Below are 20,996 nucleotides of genomic sequence, written 5' to 3' on the forward strand. Positions count from 1 at the left end.
ATTAGGGTATATCATAGCCTAGCTGGCGGGAAACGCCATCTATACTAACTTTTACTTTTACTTGACTTGATGTTGCTTTAACAAACTTTGCTTTAATCTCCGGATAATTTGTTATACCATTATAGGGTACAATTACTGTTATAAACCTTGCTGTATTACCATTGGGTTTATTTACTTTAACAGCGTAAGCCGGGCGTTCTATTTTTTGATTGTATGCATAGGATACAAAGCTTTCTTCTGCTTCCATCGCAGATTTTTGTTGCGACATGGCTTTTATTACAACATTGTTATTATCCTTGAATTGTGTGTTGATGGTTTGCGTTTTTGGATTGGCGTTTACTTCTCCTTCTTTCAACCCAAAATGGATGGCAACATCTCCTGTTGCTTCACCAATGGCTTCATCCACAATAACAAAGTATTTCTTATCGATAAAAAAGACTGCTCTTCTATGTTTCAGATTGGTATAACTTGGATTTTCGTATACCAGATAATCCAGTTTTTCTGAGGTGCTCCATTGCAGTTCATGAGCGTCTACATTCAGATTCTGGTTATTAAGTGTTAATGTATTGTGTAAACGGGTTTGTCTAAAATATGCTCTTTGTGCATTAATAGCCGCACTGCCTGCATATAGGAATACACCGGGATCTGGCATAAAGTTTCTTCCTTTTACCCAAAGCTCGAATGTTCCGTTATCGGGTTGACTATGCCATTCTGCGGGCGGACTGGCTTTTAATATTAATGCGGTTGCATTTGCAGACCAATCACTTCTGAAAGCATAAATTCCGGCATTTGGAAGCCTTCCTGATGTGTAATCCGGTAGCTTTCCTTCTTGACCATCGCTACCAAAATATTTTAGTACCTGATTGTTTGGATAAACGGATGACCAGTTTCTAAAATTCTTTAACATTACCGATTTGCTTGTTAACCAAGAGTCGCTAAACATAGGATAACTATAATCTGGAAATGAAAAGTTGACTACGGCCATCATCATTTTCTCCAGCCTGTCTATATAAAACTGCGGAAACTTACCCGAGATTCCGTTTAGTGACAGCATTTGAAGTGCTTTGTAAAAAATATTGACACAGGCTACATGATAGTGAAAGGCAAGTTCGTCCTGAACTCCATCGTCCAAAACCTGAATACCTATTTGTTCATTAAGTTTGCCAATCCCACTCTCCTGCCAGGCGAATGCTCTTTTTAATTCCGGAAAAAAGGTTCCGGCATAAATCATTCTCTGTGCCTGAAACAACAAGTGATTTCCTTTTTCTGTGTAGTTCTCCAGAAGAAAATCGGCATGACTAGAATAGTTTAGCAGAAACTTTACTAAAAAATCTTCATCAAAGGCCGGTGATTTAACAAAATACAAAAACAACCTTGATTGTAGCTCTAATCTTTCGCTGACTTCTAATGGACGCCACGCAAACCTGTCATTTTCTTTAGACAAACCCAATGGATTTTTCTTAATCCAGTCAAGGTATTGGGCAACCCATTCACGGGAGTATTTTTCGTCATTTGTATTTACGTAAGCTAATGCCATAGACTCCCACCATGCCATTCTATGTAGCTGCCATTTTACCTCATTGTCTTTTATAGGCCATAACTGCCAGTTAATGTCTTTGCCATAGTCAAATGCAGAATACCCTTTCATCACAAAAAATTTATGACTCAGGGCATCATCTGCTTTTTGCTTGTCTGCAATGCTTAAGCTTCCTGTTATGGGTTTGCCTGCCACATTAACCTTCACATCCGGATGAACAATGTTTGTTCTATTCTTATAATAGATCAACAACGTTGATACGGCTTTATTGCTATCGCCAGCCAGATAAAAGCTTTTTACTTGTTCTAAACCTTCTCTGTTAAGATCAAGTCGGTCAAGTAATTTCATTTTATCATTAGCTTGTGTATTAGCCGTAAGGCTAATACACAAGATTGAGGTTATGGCGAATAACTTAAACATGTATTAATAATTCGGATTTTGACTTAGATTAATATTCAGCTCTCTTTCTCTTGTAGGTATTGGATAAAGCTCATGCTTATTATCTACAAAATAAGTACCTGCTATGTATGGAAAACCAGCACTATAAGCTTTCAGCTCGTTCTCTGCCGTTCTCAAACTCTGGCCCAGGATATTCCATCTTATCAGGTCTCCTTTTCTAAATCCTTCATAGCACAGCTCCATTGCTCTTTCTTCTTTTATTTTATTCAGAAAATCATTATAATTTAAACCTGCTGGTATGTCTACACCTGTATTAACCGCAGCTACATTTAAATCCAATGATTCTTTGAAAGCTCTTCTTCTTACTAAATTAATGGCTGCTCTGGCATCTTCTGTAGGACCATCGTGAATTTCGTTTTCTGCCTCTGCTCTCATCAATAATACATCAGAGTATCTTAACAATGTCCAGTTAACATCAGTATTATTTACATCTTTAGGTGTTGTACCTATCCAGTTTCTTCTCCATTTTCCAGGTGCCCATTTTCTATCATTATTAGTGCCTGCTTTTAGGTTTACGGTATCTCCTGCGGCATTAATCTGGAACGTAGCTATTGAAACTTTTCTTCTGCTATCTGCAATTTTAAATTTCTTATAGAAAACAGGCGATACTTTATAAAATGAGTTTGCCCTGCCATAAGGAGACCCTGCATCACACAAAGGTCCATTCCAGCTTCCTACATAACTGGTATTGGCTTTATTTCCGGCAGCATTAAAAAACATAGCTACTTCGAACATGCTTTCTTTAGGTTCTAGTTTCAGCTCGCAATGGTTTTTAAAAATTCTCTCGTAATCCGGATTCAATGCATGCTCTCCACTCTCCATTACTTCTTTAGTCAACCTTGCAACCTCTGCATAATAATCTTTATAATTGGCCGGTCTTTCTCTTTGTCCATTTTGTCTTAGAGAATAACCTGCTCTATATAAAAACACCCTTGCCAAAACACCTTTTACAGCTCCTTTACTCACCCGCTCATCATTTACTTTTTGAGAAACCTGAGGGATATCGTCTATGGCTTCTTTCATATCTTTAATGATCTGATCGTAAACAATTTCCCTGTCTGTTCTTGGAATTCTCAAATCATCAGAAGCTTCTGTATATTTTGTTTTTAAAGGTACATCTCCAAACAGCCTCACTAAATCAAAATAATAAAGTCCTCTTAAAAACTTGGCCTCTGCTAAATTTCTCTTTAACTCTTTTTTCTCACTTTCAGAACCATTCTGATACAGGCTCATCTCCGGAATTTTAGAAATTACCAGATTCGCTCTATCTATTCCATTATATAGATACTCCCACGATTTTACAATGTAATTGTGTCCCGGTCCAAAATTATAATGTGCCAGAGTTCTGTTATCATTACTAAAGCCTGTACCTTCCATGTGTCCTAAATCTGAATCGATATCGTACACCATGGACATATAGAAACCATAAGTTTCTAGATTTGCCATAATTTCATAAACCCCCAGAGTAGCTTTCTTAGCATCTCCTACAGTATTAAAGTATTTTTCGGCAACATATAATGAGCGGGGATCTTCTTCTAACCATTTTTTACAAGATGTAACCGCTCCTAATGAAGCAAATAGTGTCCCTGCTAAAAGATATTTGGATATATTTCTTGTGATTTTATTTTTATTCAATTTCATGACCTTAATAACATTAGTGATTAGAATGATAAATTTAATCCCGCTACAAATGAACGCGCTCTTGGATAAGCACCAAAGTCAACTCCCGGAGTTAATCCTGTACTGTTTCTGGTGCTTACTTCCGGATCGTAACCCGAGTAACCTGTTATTGTAGCAATGTTATATCCCGTAGCATATACTCTTACTGTTCCTACTTTAAGTTTAGAAGTCAGTGTTTTAGGTAAATTGTATCCCAAACTGATATTGTTTATTCTCAGGAAAGAACCATCTTCTATCATTTTATCGTATAACCTGATATCGGTTCCTGTGCCGTTATAAACAGGAACTGTTTTTCCCTTGTTTACTTCTGCCATTACTACCGGATCTGTTATCCTTACTCCCTGGTTGTCAATAGACATCCACCTGTCTCCAAAATAACTTAAGGCATTTCTGTAGTCTAACCTTGTTTGGCTGCTATATAACTTATTGGCATTATAAACATCGTTACCATAAGACCAATTCAGAAAAACACTTAAATCAAATCCCTTATAAGAAAAGGTATTATTTAAGCCTCCGATATGAATTGGATAAGCATTTCCGATAACTACTCTGTCGTTAATGTCAATTACATTGTCTTCGTTTTGATTAACCAATTTCAAAAAACCAGGTTGTGGTACGTTGTTAACATCATAAGGGATACCTGGCTTTAAAGTATATTTGTTGTTACCGGCATCGTAATCAAAATCTTCTATCTGATACAATCCATTAGATTGGTAACCATATATCTGACCTAAAGGCTGACCTACTCTTACAATATAATCTGTTTCTGATAATGCGCCCCAACCAGAAGAAGCATATCTGAATTGCTCTCCATCTGCCAACCCAAGGACTTTATTTTTGTTAAAAGCGATATTAAAAGTGGTGTTCCATTTAAAGTCTTTTGTGCTGATATTGGTTGTGTTTAAGGTAAACTCTAACCCTGTATTTCTGGTAGAACCTGCATTAAATATCATATTGGTATAACCAGAAAGTAAAGGCACTTCGGCACTTAACAACAAATCTTTAGTGGTATTTCTATAAACTTCTGCTGTTAACTCTATTTTATGATTAAGGAAACTCATATCCAATCCAATATTCTCAGATCGTGTTTGTTCCCATTTCAGATTAGGGTTAGGCAAAGTATTGGAATATACAGTTACGTTGTTAATATCATTCAGATAATAACTACCTGTGTTTAATAACGCTAAAGAAGTATAATTTTTGATTCTGTTATTGCCTGATGTTCCTACACTTAAACGAAGTTTCAGATCAGAAAACACGTGTTGATCTTTCATGAAATCTTCTTCAATAATTCTCCAGCCAAAAGATGCTGCCGGGAAATATCCGTATTTATTACCCGAACCAAATTTAGACGAACCATCTGCTCTTAAGCTGGCTGCAAATAAATACCTGTCTTTATACGAATAGTTAACACGAGAGAACAGAGAAAACATTCTTTCGTCCTGTACATCTGACTCGGCTGTAAATTCAGCGGCTTCACTCAGTTTATCCATCCCCAATGTTTCTTGAGGGAAACCACTTGCATTTATTTTATTATAGTTGGTGATGCTGTAATTTTGTTCCTGACCTACCAATACATCTAACTTATGTACCTTATTAAAAGTGTTAGAGTAAGACAAAGTATTTGCATAATTCCAACCGTTTTTAGTTTGGTCTATCAGTGAGCCTGAAGGCTTATTATTTTTCCTTTTAGCAATCATAGAACGCGAATCATAGAATATCGAGTTTTTGGTATTCCCGGTTCTATAATTCACCAAACCTTTGTAGGTAATGTTTTTATAAAGTTTATATTCAAGACCTCCACTGATATAAAGCACTTTATTTAATACGTCTCTGTGTTGCGATTCTGCATTCGTCCGAGGATTCTGTAAGGTATTACCAGAATCACCTGCCAATGCCGGGTCTTCGTCCAATCCTATCAAATCATCATCAGCACCTTTTAGTCCGAAAGTAGGTCTGTAAGTAAGAATGTTCTGCAATTGATTAAAGTAGTTATTTCCTTCGCCTGTACCTATTCCGTATACTTTTACGTCAGAATAGTTTACACTGGCGTTAACTTTTAACCTGTCGCTTGCTTTATGGTTCAAGCTCACTTTGGCTACATTTTTCTTTGCACCACTGTTCAACATGATACCTTCATCATTATTGAATGAGTAGAACATATTAAAGGTTGTATTTTTATCGCCTCCGCTTACGCCTACTTTATGATATTGGCTATTTGCCGTACCTCCAAATACTTCTTTTTGCCAGTTAACACCTTCTCTGCCTGCATATAAAGATTCTAACTGATCAAACGTTCCGTAATTTGTAGTGAATGATTGTAATTTGTCACCATCACCTAAACTTCTTTCATACTGCAACAAAGTGTATTGGTAAGGATTAAGCACTTCCAACTCTTTAATATTTTTCTTGGTACCCAGATAAGTATCGTAGGTTACCCTGGTTTTACCTGCTTTAGCTTGTTTTGTAGTAACCAAAATAACTCCGTTAGCACCACGGGCTCCGTAGATAGCTGTAGAAGACGCATCTTTTAACACATCTATGCTTTCCACATCTGTAGGGTCTAAAAAGCTAAGCCCTTCTGTTTGCGGTATTCCATCAATTACATATAAAGGCTCGTTACTTTGAGTGATAGAACCTCCTCCTCTTACTTTTATAGATATGTCTGCACCCGGAGCTCCTTCTGCCATATTTACCTGTACCCCGGCCAATCTTCCTACCAAAGCACTGGCTACATCCTGTACAGGAACTTTACTCAGTTCTTCTCCTTTTACTGATGATACAGATCCTGTTAAATCTTTTCTTTGAACAGTTCCGTAACCAATTACTACAACCTCATTCATTTGCTTAGTATCAGAACTAAGCTTAATATCAAGCTTCTCTCTACCATCTACCTTTTGTTGTAAAGTAGCAAAGCCCATGTATGAATAAGATAATACTGATTCTTTGGATGACACCTTGATGTTGTATTCCCCATTCACATTTGTCATCGTTCCTTTTGTGGTTCCTTTCTCTGTAATACTTACACCTGCCAGCGGCACTCCGTCAACATCTGTTACCACTCCTTTTACACTTACTGATTGTGCAAAAACAAATTGATAACATGCTAGTAAAACTGAAAGAACAATAGCTCTTTTTAAAATCTTAACGTTCATATTTGTTCATAATTGTTTTGATAAACCGAATTTAGGTGTGCATCCTTCCAAAGCCTTTTAATATTATCCAAAATGCTTTCAGTTTTGGTTAAATTACTGTTAAGAAAAACCCACAAACAAACACAACAAACTCACAAACAGACAATTAAACCAAAAACAACATTAAATAACTTTTAACAACAAACTAACCAATACAAACTTTAATAAACTATTCATCCTCCATAATTTCAGCTTATCAATACCTGGCTTTTACTTCATAAGCATAACCCTCAGGTACATGATATGGTTTTCAACCAATATGTTCTTTTTCTTCTGTTGACGCTCAAAAATAAAAAGGGGTGTTTGGTTGCATTATTATAATAATACAGCAAAACACCCCTTTTTTATTAAATGATAAATCCCGATCAGATTTCAAGATCAGGTAACTGATCTACCAACCTGGTTTTCTTATTTCCTTCGGTTATTTCCGTTGCGTCATTATACTCAACTTTTACATTTTCCTTTATATTTTCTACTACAAAAGCAGCCTTGCCTGATGTAGTTAAGTTCATTTGTATTACCCAATTTCCCACTTTTATTTTCCCATTAGACAAATCAACTGGCTTTACCGGTTCTTTATCTTTATGATGTGTGCTGATGATAGTGGCAAAACGATAGATAGCTTGAGCAGAACTTTTAGCTGTGAAGTGCCAATGATTTGGATATGGTGCAAAATATCCTTTATCATCGGCTCTTAACCAATTCACAGCCGGATAAAAAAACTGATCTGTCTGATCTGTCTTCAACTTCTCGGGAGCCAACAAATAGGCAGATGAAACACCATTTACATTGGTAGCTTTAATCTTAACCATATTTTGCTCATTACTTATTTCCATGGGTTGCGCTATGGTATGCAATAAATAACTCCACTCCACAGGTTTATCAGCCTCAAGTTCATCATAAATAAATACCAGATCGGCCCCGCCTAATTCCACAATATGTCTTCGGTATTTTTTCAAATGATTATTGTCCCATCCGTTTTTTGGAGAATACTCTAAATGGGAAACCTTTCCTCGTTCTATCCAAAGTGGCGATTCTACTTTGCCATAAGCATTAGAAGCATCCCCCACAAAATACGCTACCTTTTCACCTGAATAATAACGCGGTATCCAGCCATAACCTTCGGTACCTATCTTTTGCCCCATGCCATTAACCAAAATGGTATTATGTGCCCGGGTACTTCTGTGTGCATATACACTATGCTCATCGGTAAAACTGATATGATGTCCGCTACTATAAAACAAAGGTTTTCCTGCATAAAAAGTATTAAAGGCATTTTGATTAGCCAACGCATGTGACGTAGAACCATAAGGACTCGACCTGAACGTCAACATCGCATTTCGTTTAATATCTTTCCAGCTCGACATTAAAGTAGCCAGCCCTGTATTAGGAAAAACATAAGACAAAGGTAAATCAGCCAGTTTTTTACCTTCCGGAAGCGGGGTATTATCCTGCAAACGGAACCAGGATAAATCACCGGGTTTGGCCATAAAACCTTTACGTAAGATATCTGGATTAGCTGAAGAAATAACCTTAACATAATCAGCCAGATAAGAATTGTTAGTCAACTTGGCTAAAGCATCTGCATAAGCCACCCGCGTACCGCTGGGTTTTACAATAGTTTGGTGAGAGCTACCATTACCTCCTGATTTTGAAAAGGGTGGTTGTTGATAAATAACATACATTGCAGACCCCTGATACCACGGATCTGTAAAAAAGTCGTAACCACTTATTTTACTATAAAAATAAGGTACTTCTATCAGTGTCCTGATATTTACATGGAAGTAAGAATCTCCATTATGCCAGCCACCATCATTGTTAACACCAGGAAAACGAACAATCCATACATTATAAGCATAATCTGCCCATTGTTTTGCTTCAGGTAATTCGCCATAGGTCGCAAAAGCCGCCATGGTAAACATCCTTAATGTCATTTGTACCGAATGATTATCTGCAATATGGGCCTCAAAATGATTTTGGAATCGATCAAAAAACTTTCCTCCATTTTCCTTAATCTCTTTTAGCAGCAAAGCTTTTTGTTGTGCACTCAGCAGATTATAAAAAGAATCGTAAGCCAGCGAACTCAGAGACAGTAAAGTAGATTCATTAAAATCCCCCTTTAAATATTTACTGGATTTCCAACTTATAATTTCTTCCAAGCGATGCATAGCTCCCTGAAAATATTTCTGGTCTTTTGTTAGTAGGTAAGCTCTAATCAAACTTTCTGTATTGGCTTCTTCCCGATCTACAATCCTGCGGCTTTCTCTAATCAACAACGAGCTCTTTTTAACTTCTGAATCTAATCCGCCAATTTTACTGGTATCTATAGTTTCAGCAATATGCTTTATCTCTTTCCGAAGAACAGAATCCGCATAACTTAAATACCATAAACGTTCTGGTTTATTCTGACTCCCCAATATAAATTGATTCCAGTCCTTCTCCTGTATCCAGACTCTGGGATGCGTTGAAGGTAATTTTTCAATCAGGCTAGAAAAAGTAGGCGGATTAAATAACTTACCGTTATTATCTACCGTAAATTTCAACACCTTAGACCAATTTGTTTTCCCCTTATCTACATAACCATACTGCCAATACCAGACTCCGTTAGCATAAATTTCTTCAGCATTATAAAACGCCCATGAACAATTGACTGTCTTTACCGACTTTTTAAACAAACTATCTCTGGATATTCGTAGTTGGTAGTTTATTTTATTAGGATCTGGTTTATTTTTAGGACCAGATTCTTCCAGACCATCTAATGCTGCACCCGGTTTACCCAAATCTTTTAAAGGCCACATAAAAGTAGCTTTCCTGTTCTTAACCACTGCATTATTTAAAGGAAAAGGCGTTGCCCGCATTTCATGCATTAAGGTAACATCTTTTAATGTTATAGTTGTTTGAGTACTCCCCACAGAAACAAATAGGTGCACCGCCACAAAAACAGCAAATATTTTCCGCATAATTTTAGATTTAAAAGTTAATCTAATTTACACCTATCCTTAGCGGTCTGCTTTAGGATTTGTTTAAAATACTTTCATTCCTGATTAGTTTTCTTGAAACCATCGAAAAACAAAAAATAGCACAACAAAAAAATTTTCAATCAATTAAACAAAAAAACAACACATTTATAAGGAATATCAATAAAAAACAACACTATGATTTTGTGGTCTTTAGAAATATCGGACAAATAAAATAAAAGAACATGCAATATCTTATTTCACCCCTTAACAATGTAGTTTATGCTCAAATAAGTTTATCCCCCATTTTCCAAAAAACAAACAGCCTCCCTTTAAACAAATCCAAGGAAACATACTTGACTTCAGATTATAGCCTCACATTAAATCCTCAAAACAAACAGACATAAAACACTAACAAACAATAAATTACACTAAAAAACATTTAAATCAATTTAATGATTCATCAAAATTAAAATCAATTTGGCTAAAACCTAAATACTTATCTGGCTTGCCCACCTAACTTCATGGTTGATTAAAAACTGAAAATTATTATGAAGAAAATTGCTAGCGTACTGATTGGTTACATAGCCTTAATAATGGCTAACGGTCAGGTATATGCTCAAGAAGATTTAGGATGGTTGAAAAATGCAAAGAAAAGCATCGTCTATCAATTGAAAAAAGCTTCCGAAGCTTACAAACCTGGAATGAATCCAAGATCTATCTATGCTAACGGAACGGTGAGATTGGCACCACAGGAAGACTGGACCACCGGTTTTTTCCCTGGTACACTTTGGTATGGATATGAAATGTCCGGAGACAAACAACTAGCCAATAGCGCCCGCAAATTCACCTTGGCTATGGATTCTTTAAAGAACTTTACTCATACCCACGATTTAGGTTTTATGATTTATTGTTCTTACGGAAATGCGTACAGATTAACTAAAGATCAGGCTTATCTTCCTACATTAAAAAGCGGTGCAGCCAATTTATACGGCAGATATAATAAAACTGTAGGCGCCATCAGATCATGGGATTTTGGCCACTGGCAGTTCCCTGTTATTATTGATAACATGATGAACCTTGATTATTTATATTGGGCGGCTAAAGAATTTAACAAACCTGAATACGAACAGGCTTCTGAACAACATGCTTTAACTACTCTAAAAAATCATTTCAGAATGGATAATAGTTCTTATCACGTAGTAAGCTATGATACACTATCTGGAAGAGCAATAGAAAAAGGCACACACCAGGGCTTAACAGATGAATCTGCATGGTCTAGAGGACAAGCCTGGGGACTTTACGGATACACCATGTCTTTTAAAGAAACCAACAATAAAGTATTCTTAGACCACGCAATTGCAATTGCTAAATTTATTATGGAGCATCCAAATGTTGATGCAGACAAAGTTCCTTACTGGGATTATGACATTCATAATGGTGGAGAAAGAGCGCCAAGAGATGCTTCTGCCGCAGCTGTTATTGCATCGTCTTTAATAGATCTCGCCAAATACACTAACAATCAGGCTTATTTCAAATATGCAGAAGATATATTAAAATCTTTATCTTCCAGCGCTTATCTGGCCAAGCCAAATGACAACAAATATTTCATCCTAAAGCATAGCGTTGGAGCATTCTTATACAATTCTGAAATAGATACTCCGTTAAATTATGCAGACTATTATTATTTAGAGGCTCTTTTAAGATATGCTGCCGCTAAAAATATAGATTTGAAAAAATTAAACTAAAACACAATGAGACTTAAATCCCTGTATTTAGTGTTATTACTTTTTCCCATGCTGGTTTTGGGAAAAAGTAAATCTTCTGTCAGTAAAGACGATTTCCAATATATCAATCTGGATTATACTGGCTTAGAGCAAGTAAAAAAGCTTGTAGAAAAAAAGAAATATGATGATGCCGCTAAAGCGCTATTAACTTATTACAAGCACCGTTCTATCAAACATCCGGATTATAATATAGAAGACAGATCTAAGTTTTCCGGAAAACCATTAGCAAAAGACAATCAGGAAAAAGCAGACAAAGGTCTTGAGCATCTTTTCTTTGTACATAAAGGCTATGGTTATTTTGATTTTGGAAAAGACATCAACTGGCAGTATTGGCCAATAAAGGACAACGAAATCAGATGGCAATTACACCGTACTTACTGGTGGATCCCAATGGGATTAGCCTACTGGTCTAGTGGCGACGAAAAATATGCTAAAGAATGGACTTTGCAATACCTGGACTGGATCAAGAAAAACCCACTGGGTTTATCTAAAGAAAACGACAGATTTGCCTGGAGAGCGTTAGAAGTAGCTACCCGCGTTCAGGACCAGACTGCTATGTTCAATATGTTCATCTCTTCTCCACATTTTACTCCCGAGTTTTTGATGGCATTTCTGAACAATTATAACAGACATGCAGAATATATCCTGAATAACTACTCTGACAAAGGAAATCACCTTCTATTTGAAGCACAGAGAATGATCTATGCCGGTGCTTTCTTCCCCGAATTTAAAGAAGCAGCTACCTGGAGAAAAAGTGGTATAGAAATATTAAACACCGAAATCAAAAAGCAAATTTACGATGACGGACTTCAAATCGAACTTTCTCCAAACTACCATACAGCTACTATCAATATTTTCTTAAAAGCACTTAGAATGACTCAATTGGCTAATCTGGACAATGAGTTTCCTTCTTCATATAAAGAAACTATAGAAAAAATGATTATGGCTCAGGGAGATTTTTCTTTTCCTGATTACACTTATCCAATGTTTAGCGATGCCAAGCTAGAAACAAAAAGTTCTATGCTTAAGAATTACAAAGACTGGCTTCAGGTTTTCCCTAAAAACAAGGTTATACAATATTATGCCAGCAATGGTAAAAAAGGAGAAGCACCTAATTATTTATCGAGCGCATTAAAAGATGGCGGTTTTTATACTTTTAGAAACAGCTGGAAAGATACTGCAACGGTAATGGTATTGAAAGCTAGTCCACCCGCTTTCTGGCATAGCCAGCCAGACAACGGTACTTTTGACCTATGGGTAAACGGTAGAAACTTCATGCCAGATGCTGGTGCTTATGTTTATGGTGGTGATGAGGAAATTCTGAAATTAAGAAACTGGTATCGTCAGACAAGAGTCCATAAAACGTTGACACTTAACAACGAGAATATGGATACTTGTGATGCTAAACTCATAAAATGGAACACTTCTGACAATCTGGATATTTTGGTATATAAAAATCCAAGCTATAAAAACTTAGACCACATCAGAACCGTTTTATTTGTAAACAAAAAGTACTTCGTCATATTTGATAGTGCAGAGGGCGAAGCTAAAGGAAATATTGGTGTACACTTCCAATTGGCAGAAAATTGCAATCCATCTTACAACACACAGGAAAATGCAGTTTCTACCGGATATAAAGACGGCAACAACTTACTGGTACGTAATTTTAATACCGGAAAAGCAAGATTTGTAATGGAAGAAGGCAAAGTTTCTTATTCTTACAGACAAGAAGCCCAACGTCCGGCTTTTGTATTTGAACAAGACAAAAAGGATGCTAAAGCCGTAAACTTTGCGACCGTACTTTACCCTTTTACAGGAAGCAAAGTTCCTTCAATAACACTCAAAGAAGAAATAGGAAATAATCCTCAAGAAGGATCTATCCACTTCACAGTAACTATTGACGGCAAAAAGCAGACTATAAAATATAAGTTTTGATATAGGTTTGGTTTTATTTTCAAATCCCCGTTTCCAACATTGGCAACGGGGATTTTTTTTTACCTCAATGGTATATCAAAAAACATTCAACAAAATCAAATCACATTTAATCAAAATCAAAATAACTTTTTCTTTTCTCATGGTAATTTTAGTACAACAAACCCACAAAAGGTTACACACTTAAAAACTAAAATCAATTATGAAAAAGAAACTTTTACTTTCTATGGCCTTGCTGGCTACACATTTCACGTATGCACAGTTTACACCAGATAATTTGGTGGTATTACGAACAGAAAATGTCACAGATTATACAGCTTTATCGAAACTCAATTTTATTGAATTAACAACGAAAGGCACACAGGTTGGTAATATTACTCCTATTGGCAATAACAACTTTTACATAAGCCATTCTGCAAGTTCTTTAAATGATGGTACACTTTCTTTATCTACAGACGGAAAATTACTAACAGTATATGGTTATGGAGAATTGCCTTCCAATACAGGAAACAGTAATATACAAACCACTACCAATAGCAGAACACTAGCAATAATAAAATTAAATAAATCTCAACAGCTTATTAATACAGATGGTATTTTTGGAGCTACTGCTGTAAGAACAGCTATTGCATTTCCTAAATCTGGTAATTTATATGGTGTATACTTAGGAGGAGGTTCAGTTACTGGTCAAACCAATACTCAATTACAATATGGTATTCTAGATACAGTAAATAATACTATTAATAGCTTCGTTAGAATTGCTGGCTACAATACCAAAGGTATTAGAATTTTTAATGGACAATTATATGCAAGTTCAAGTGCATCGACACAAAAAATAACAAAATTTAGTAGTGAATTACCTGAAACTAGCTCCTCTCCTGTTTCACTTACAAATAATCCTGCTTCTCCTGGAGATTTTGTCTTATTCGGCAATAACATTCTGTATGTTGCAGATGATGGATATACTGGTTCTGTGGGTGGTTTACATAAATACTATTCTACTGATGAGGGAACTACATGGACTTATATAGGTAAAATAAATAGTGGACTTACCAGCGATGACGCAAATTTCAGATTCATGACCGGAAGATATGAAGAGGGAAAAATTACACTATATGCGGTGACTAATAAATCTACGGGGAATAGTATTATAAAAATAGTGGATAATAGCGCAAATGATAAATTTGACATTATTAGCATGACCACAATTTCAACCGCTACCGCTACAACCGGCTATCGCGGAATCAGCTTCACTCCCAACTCCACTATCACCCTACCAGTTTCATTAAACAGTTTTACAGCAAAAGCAATAAACGGAAACATTGTATTAAACTGGTCTACAGCATCAGAGCAGAACAATAAATATTTTGAGGTATTACGTTCTACAGATGGTATATCCTTTAGCAGAATTGGCGAGATAGCCGGAAAAAATAATTCCAGCACATACAATCAATACAACTTCACAGACTACACTCCGGCTTCCGGCACAAATTACTATCAATTAAAACAGGTTGATTTAAACGGGAACTCAGAGGTTTTCGGTCCTGTTTCTGCTCATATAAATTTAGAAAATGCAGGTAATTTTAGAGTAGTTACCAGTGCAGAAGGTATTAAAGCCATCTTAAAAAGTGATAAAACTATAGAATCTAAAGTAATTATAACCGATATAAGTGGAAGAACCTATTTTTCAAAAGACATTCAATTGAAGAAAGGCGACAATACTATCGATATAAATACCCAAATCCCTAACGGAATATATATCATCAAAATAGAAAGCCCCGGGTTCTCGGATACATTAAAATTTAAAAAATAACTTATAAAACAAGGGTGTCCGATACCGAACACCCTTGTTTCCTTTTAATCACATCAGCTTAATAATGATCGTGATTTTCCTCATCTTTATATAATGCCTCTATCAGGTCCTTATAATTATTAAGAATAACCTTTCTTCTTAAACTTAGTTTAGGTGTAAGTTCCCCACCATCAATGGTAAATTCTTTAGCTAACAAAGCTATTTTTTTTACTTTTTCCCATTTACCAAACCCTTCATTCAACCGATCCACTTCTGACCATATTTTCTCATAAACCTTTTTATCTTTTATAAGTTTTTCATGATCTGTTTCCTGAATACCGTGTAATCTTGCCCACTCTCCTATCTTTTCAAAATTAGGAATGATTAAAGCTGAAGGGAATCTGCGATTTTCCCCCACCACTATTACCTGTTCTATATAAATAGATTCTTTAAATTTATTTTCCAGCACCTGAGGAGCAACATATTTTCCGCCCGCTGTTTTAAAGAACTCTTTTTTCCTGTCCGTTATAGCTAAAAAACCACCTTCAAGCGTACCTATATCTCCTGTATGGAACCATCCATCGGTAATAGACTCTTCTGTAGCATCAGGACGCTTATAATAGCCTTTCATAAGACTAGGTCCTTTACAAAGAATTTCTCCGTCTTCTGCTATTTTTACTTCCACATTGAACAATGGCTTTCCAACGGTTCCAAATTTGATTTCTCCTTTTCTTGGTCCATTCACCGCAATTACCGGCGAAGTCTCCGTTAAGCCATAGCCTTCCAGTACTTTTATTCCAGCTCCCCAGAAAACCCTTGCCAAGCGTTCCTGCAATGCAGCACCGCCCGAAACAATTAACATCACCTCACCCCCCAAAGCTTCTCTCCACTTACTAAATATAAGTTTTCGTGCCAACTTCAGCTGTGTTTCATACCACCAGCCGTTTGCACCGTCCACTTCATATTTTAAACCCAGGTTTAACGCCCAAAAGAATAGTGATTTTTTTATCCCGGTAAGCTCATGTCCTTTACTTACAATTTTATCATAAACCTTTTCCAATAGTCGGGGTACCGTAGTAAAGCAATGAGGTTTTACCTCTGTCAGGTTTTGAACTATGGTATCCAAACTCTCTGCATAATAAACCGAAACACCCAAATAAAAATACATATAAACCACCATACGCTCGAAAATGTGCGAAAGCGGCAAAAAACTTAAAGCTCTTTTGACTCCATCGGGGTAAAGTTTCGACGAAGCCTCTATATTACTCAACAAGTTTTTATGAGTAAGCATCACTCCTTTAGGTGTGCCCGTAGTTCCTGAGGTATAAATCAAGGTCAGCAGATCATCTCCTCCTATTTTAGAACGATAATCGTCCAAATTAACATTAGCGGTATCAATACCTTCAGTAATCTCCAACCAGTGCGGAACTCCCTCCACTACATCAAAAGTATATATAGCAATATCATACTCTGCAGCCTCCGCTATCTTACTTACCTTATCATGCAGGTCCTTGTTAGAAACAAAAATGACCTTCACTTCTGCATCTTTCAAAATAAACTGGATATCTGTTTCTGCTAAAGTAGGATACATGGGCACTTGTGTTGCCCCAATTTGCATGATCCCAAAATCACAGAAATTCCACTCAGGTCTATTATCCGACATAATAGCAACCTTATCTCCCTTTTGTATACCTCGTTTAATTAACCCCCTACTGACCTGATCGGATATGCGTATAAAATCGTTAATATTATAATTGGCCCACTTTCCGTTGACCTTATATGCCAGTACATCTTTGTACTGATAGTTAGCTTTATTATATGAAAGCAGATCGAATACTCTGGTTATTTCTTGCATACGATTATTTTTATGATGCTTGTATCAAAATAAGAATTTCACCTTTCAAATCAAAATAATAGATAATATTACTTCCTCCTGAATTATTCCTTTAAAAAAGGAATAAACCTGATTATTTAACGTTTTAGAGAAATATTAGTTTTTTTTATTTCTATACTTGCACTCGTTTCTGCAGGATAAACTGCAACATAATAAAATAATAAATGAGAAGATTTTTTTTGGTTACAACATTTTTACTCACGCTGTTTTTTTCACAGGGTAAAGCACAAGATTACACATACGGACTGGGATTACGCTTTGGAGGTTACGAGAATGGTATCTCTGGTAAATATTACATTAATGAAGACACCGCTTATGAAGGGATTTTGGGATTTAGACCCGGAGTAGTTGTACTTACCGGATTTTATCAAAAATACGCTCCTGCCTTTGAAGTACAGGATTTAAGATGGTTTTTTGGATTAGGAGCCCATATAGGTGGAATAAGCGACAGACAATACAAGCGCTTTACCGGAAATGACGATAAAATTTATAATAATGGATTATTACTAGGTGCCGATGCCATGATTGGACTTGAATGGCTGATTCCTGCTGCACCAATTACATTGGGGGTGGACTTACATCCAAGATTAGAATTGGCAAAAGGCCCTTTTCTGGATCTTGAACCTGCTATCTCTATAAGATACGTTTTTTAAGAAACTATGGGGTTGTATCAAAAGAACCTTGTCATCCCGAATGCAGTCGGAAGATCTCTTTCATAAGCACTTAAGAAAGAGATTTCTCTTCACTGTAACCATCGAAATGACACCGTTTTTATTGTCGATACAGCCCCATTTTAACATCCTTACTTCACTTTCACCCTACCTACACTTTATTTATTTTTACAGACTTACTTCAATGTAATCTGACGCTTTATACTCTCTTCCAAGGATATGATAGTTTCTGTACGTTGTATTCCTGGAATTGCCTGAATATGGTCGTTTAGTACTAATCTAAGGTGCGAGGTATCTCTACAGATTACCTTAGCAAACATAGAATATGCCCCGGTACAATAATGCAGTTCTACAATTTCCTTAACCTCTTTCAGTTTCTCTACCGCTTCGTTATAAGTTGACCCTTTCTCCAAAAATATTCCCAGAAAAGCACAAATATCATATCCCACTTTTTGCGGATCAATAATCAGATTAGATCCTTTGATAATTCCCATATCCTGCATTTTTTTCATGCGGACATGGATTGTACCGCCAGAAACTATCAATTCTTTAGCTATTTCTGTATACGCAGTAGTGGCATCATTCATCAGAATGGAAAGTATCTCTATATCCAGATTATCAATTTCTAAATTTGAACGCGATTTATCAACCATATTTTTGTCATTCATTAATCCATAGCAATATTAAATAAAAAAATAATAAAAATTAAAATATATTATTGAAATATTTGCAAAATTTATGATTCCGCCGTACTTTTGTATTGTACAATAATCAAAGGGGCGAGCTCTAAGATATTTGACAAACAATAATATACACTGTAGGGTGGTGAAATTGGCAGACACACCTCCTTGTCTCGGTGGCGAAGAGTTTGGGAAATAGCCGTAAGGTAAAATAACCACTTCTTGTAGGTTCGACTCCTACCCCTACAGCCCTTTCGTTTAATTTAGGTTTATAATTGGTTAGTTTAAGCTCCACTCTCCCCGTTTGGAGCTTAACTTTTTTATAGACAATTGGTTACAAATTAAAAACACTTCCTGGCTGTCAGTCGAATTTGATACTCAACAACGTTAAAAAGAGTAATTTCATGCAATTTGATACTCAAATTGATACTCATTATTTCACATCAAAATAGTGTAATTATAACGACGACCTTACATATGAAGATGACAATGAAAAAATCTTACGTGATTTCCAAAAATCATATTTTGATAACGATACACTTTTGAATTTCTCAAAATTAGTGTATGAGGAAATAAATAGCTTATTTAAAAAATATGGCGAAATTGAATATAAAGAAAAATGGGTCGAATATGACTTTCCTCTTGAAAAAATGGAAGAGCTAGAAAAACTTATAAAAAGCTACACATAACAACAGGTTTAAAAAATTGCGGGTAAAGTGCTATTACTTCTTTCGCTACTTTTTATGAAATTTAGTGTGGGTTGACAGAGGTTCTGCAAGTAATTTCGCAATTTCTTAAATCCGCAACACGTTAACTTATTAAAAGCCATTATGAGGACTATAAGATTGCAAAAGTAAGACCAAGCTAATCTAGTTTCTTTGTAACTCTTCTTATTTTTAAAGGCTATACCATTACTATTATCAACGAAAAAGAAATCATTAATTATTCCTAATGATTCTAAAGCAAAAACAACTCCATATATTTTTTGTACTTTTGATTAAGGATTAAATTTCACAAGATGGATATTCAAAGCAGAAAAATAGAATTCATTCAAGACTTCCTAAAGTTAGAGAGTGAAGAAGCAATTATTCAATTGGAAAAGCTTTTGAGAAAAAGTCAGAAAGTTGAAAAAGAGAATAGCCTTAAGCCATTTACTGTTAAAGAATTAGAAGAAAGAATTTCAAAATCTGAAGATAATTTCATGAATAATAAATATAAAACAAGTGCTGAACTCTTAGCAAAATACTAATTGTGAAATATAGAGTTATTTGGTCTGAGTTTTCAGAAAAGCAAGTTGATGGCATTTTTGAATATTATAAAGAGAATGCAAATATTAAAGTTGCGAGTAAGATAATAAAAGAGCTTATCTCCTCTCCAGATAAACTAATAAAGAATCCTGAAATTGGAGCCAAGGAAATCTTATTAGAAACCAAAGAAGCTGAATTCCGATATATCATTTACACCAACTACAAAATAATCTATACGATAGATAAACAGAATTATCAAATAAAGATTTACGATGTTTTTGACACTCGTCAAAACCCTGTTAAAATAGAAAGAGAGAAATAAAATCACTGCTACTATCCACGGAAAGAAATCATCAATCATTCCATCCAATTTAAGCTTGTGGTCTGAACACGTTTTCCTATATTTATTAATAATTATTGAAAGGGTATCGCTCCCTTACATTTTATAAAACTTATTTATGAGAGTGTTTCTATTATTAACCTCTATTACTCTAATATTTTCTTGCAAGGGTAAAATTGGTGATTGGGAAGTTTATAAAGATAGATATAATATAAGCTCAATTTCCTTTCCAAATCTTCCGGCTGAACGAATAGATACCACAACTAATAGCTTAGTTAATTACACTATGTTAAGTACATTAGACAGTATTGACACGAGTCCATCTGTTTTTGCTAAACATATTTTATACCCTGTAAACATCGCTGAACTTGATTTATTTACTATAAAAAAAGATTCTAACAGATTGAACAGTTTATTTATGAAAATGATAGATGGAGCACTTAATCAATCAAACAGTATCTTAAAATCTAAAGATTTTTTTATATATCCTGAACCTGGGGTTAAGTTTGTTACCATTGACCAAACAAACAGTATGAAGACTGTGTCCAGAATAATTATATTTGACAATTTAGTTATAAACACAAATGCTACCGGGAAGAGTGACATTTTCGATGAAGAAACAGAAGTTAAATTTTTCAATTCTTTAAAGATCAACAGAGATAAGAGTGATAGGAAATAAAAAAACATTAACCCTTGTAGTAACATAAACTGAATGAATAAAGGGGAGTGTAACGCGAACTGTGTCATTCCAAAATTAACGCCTCTCAAAATCCTCTATTTTCCTGAAGGATTCTTTCACCAAATTTAATAAATAGTTGAGAGAATG

13 protein-coding genes and 1 tRNA gene are annotated in these 20,996 nt (G+C 35.5%); 8 read left to right on the forward strand and 6 right to left on the reverse strand.

Features of this window, described 5'->3' with window-relative positions:
* Position 1 precedes the first annotated feature (1 nt).
* From hepC (ACFSAH_RS15625) to ACFSAH_RS15640, 4 genes are all read right to left on the reverse strand, one after another.
* Positions 2-1,957 (reverse strand): heparin-sulfate lyase HepC, encoded by a 1,956-nt coding sequence (hepC, locus tag ACFSAH_RS15625; protein WP_379663675.1) that lies wholly within the window; start codon positions 1,955-1,957, stop codon positions 2-4.
* Positions 1,958-1,960: 3 nt separating this feature from the next.
* The gene (locus ACFSAH_RS15630) at positions 1,961-3,637 is read right to left on the reverse strand and encodes a RagB/SusD family nutrient uptake outer membrane protein (protein ID WP_379663676.1); all 1,677 of its coding nucleotides are present in this window, start codon (positions 3,635-3,637) and stop codon (positions 1,961-1,963) included.
* A gap of 20 nt (positions 3,638-3,657) precedes the next feature.
* Entirely contained in the window at positions 3,658-6,831 is a 3,174-nt protein-coding gene (locus ACFSAH_RS15635; protein WP_379663677.1) for a SusC/RagA family TonB-linked outer membrane protein, read from the reverse strand.
* A gap of 404 nt (positions 6,832-7,235) precedes the next feature.
* Positions 7,236-9,830 (reverse strand): DUF4962 domain-containing protein, encoded by a 2,595-nt coding sequence (locus ACFSAH_RS15640; RefSeq protein WP_379663678.1) that lies wholly within the window; start codon positions 9,828-9,830, stop codon positions 7,236-7,238.
* 548 nt (positions 9,831-10,378) lie between these two features.
* Between ACFSAH_RS15640 and ACFSAH_RS15645 the strand changes: the two genes are divergently transcribed.
* The 3 genes from ACFSAH_RS15645 (at position 10,379) to ACFSAH_RS15655 (ending at position 15,359) form a co-directional block, all read left to right on the forward strand.
* The gene (locus tag ACFSAH_RS15645) at positions 10,379-11,575 is read left to right on the forward strand and encodes a glycoside hydrolase family 88 protein (protein ID WP_379663679.1); all 1,197 of its coding nucleotides are present in this window, start codon (positions 10,379-10,381) and stop codon (positions 11,573-11,575) included.
* Between the two features lie 6 nt (positions 11,576-11,581).
* Positions 11,582-13,549 carry a heparin-sulfate lyase HepC gene (gene hepC, locus ACFSAH_RS15650; RefSeq protein WP_379663680.1) on the forward strand — a complete coding sequence of 656 codons (1,968 nt, stop codon included), beginning with the start codon at positions 11,582-11,584 and terminating at the stop codon, positions 13,547-13,549.
* A gap of 199 nt (positions 13,550-13,748) precedes the next feature.
* Positions 13,749-15,359 carry a T9SS type A sorting domain-containing protein gene (locus ACFSAH_RS15655; protein WP_379663681.1) on the forward strand — a complete coding sequence of 537 codons (1,611 nt, stop codon included), beginning with the start codon at positions 13,749-13,751 and terminating at the stop codon, positions 15,357-15,359.
* A gap of 58 nt (positions 15,360-15,417) precedes the next feature.
* Here the strand turns inward: ACFSAH_RS15655 and ACFSAH_RS15660 are convergent, their stop codons facing one another.
* Entirely contained in the window at positions 15,418-17,193 is a 1,776-nt protein-coding gene (locus ACFSAH_RS15660; protein ID WP_379663682.1) for an AMP-dependent synthetase/ligase, read from the reverse strand.
* 203 nt (positions 17,194-17,396) lie between these two features.
* Between ACFSAH_RS15660 and ACFSAH_RS15665 the strand changes: the two genes are divergently transcribed.
* Complete coding sequence (locus ACFSAH_RS15665; RefSeq protein ID WP_379663683.1) at positions 17,397-17,885, forward strand: hypothetical protein; 489 nt, start codon at positions 17,397-17,399, stop codon at positions 17,883-17,885.
* A 194-nt stretch (positions 17,886-18,079) separates the two neighbouring features.
* On the opposite strand, the gene ACFSAH_RS15670 is transcribed toward ACFSAH_RS15665, so the two are convergent.
* Positions 18,080-18,556 (reverse strand): Lrp/AsnC ligand binding domain-containing protein, encoded by a 477-nt coding sequence (locus ACFSAH_RS15670; RefSeq protein ID WP_379663687.1) that lies wholly within the window; start codon positions 18,554-18,556, stop codon positions 18,080-18,082.
* A gap of 163 nt (positions 18,557-18,719) precedes the next feature.
* Here ACFSAH_RS15670 and ACFSAH_RS15675 point away from each other — a divergent pair.
* The 4 genes from ACFSAH_RS15675 (at position 18,720) to ACFSAH_RS15690 (ending at position 20,849) form a co-directional block, all read left to right on the forward strand.
* A tRNA-Asp gene (locus ACFSAH_RS15675) sits at positions 18,720-18,832 on the forward strand.
* Between the two features lie 769 nt (positions 18,833-19,601).
* A complete protein-coding gene (locus tag ACFSAH_RS15680; protein WP_379663684.1) occupies positions 19,602-19,832 on the forward strand; it encodes a hypothetical protein in 231 nt (76 codons plus the stop codon).
* Positions 19,833-19,834: 2 nt separating this feature from the next.
* Positions 19,835-20,152, forward strand: a complete 318-nt coding sequence (locus ACFSAH_RS15685) for a type II toxin-antitoxin system RelE/ParE family toxin (protein WP_379663685.1) — start codon at positions 19,835-19,837, stop codon at positions 20,150-20,152.
* Between the two features lie 136 nt (positions 20,153-20,288).
* A complete protein-coding gene (locus ACFSAH_RS15690; protein ID WP_379663686.1) occupies positions 20,289-20,849 on the forward strand; it encodes a hypothetical protein in 561 nt (186 codons plus the stop codon).
* Positions 20,850-20,996: the final 147 nt, after the last annotated feature.

Origin of the sequence: Pseudopedobacter beijingensis (assembly GCF_042678145.1) — a bacterium.
Taxonomy (GTDB): domain Bacteria; phylum Bacteroidota; class Bacteroidia; order Sphingobacteriales; family Sphingobacteriaceae; genus Pseudopedobacter; species Pseudopedobacter beijingensis.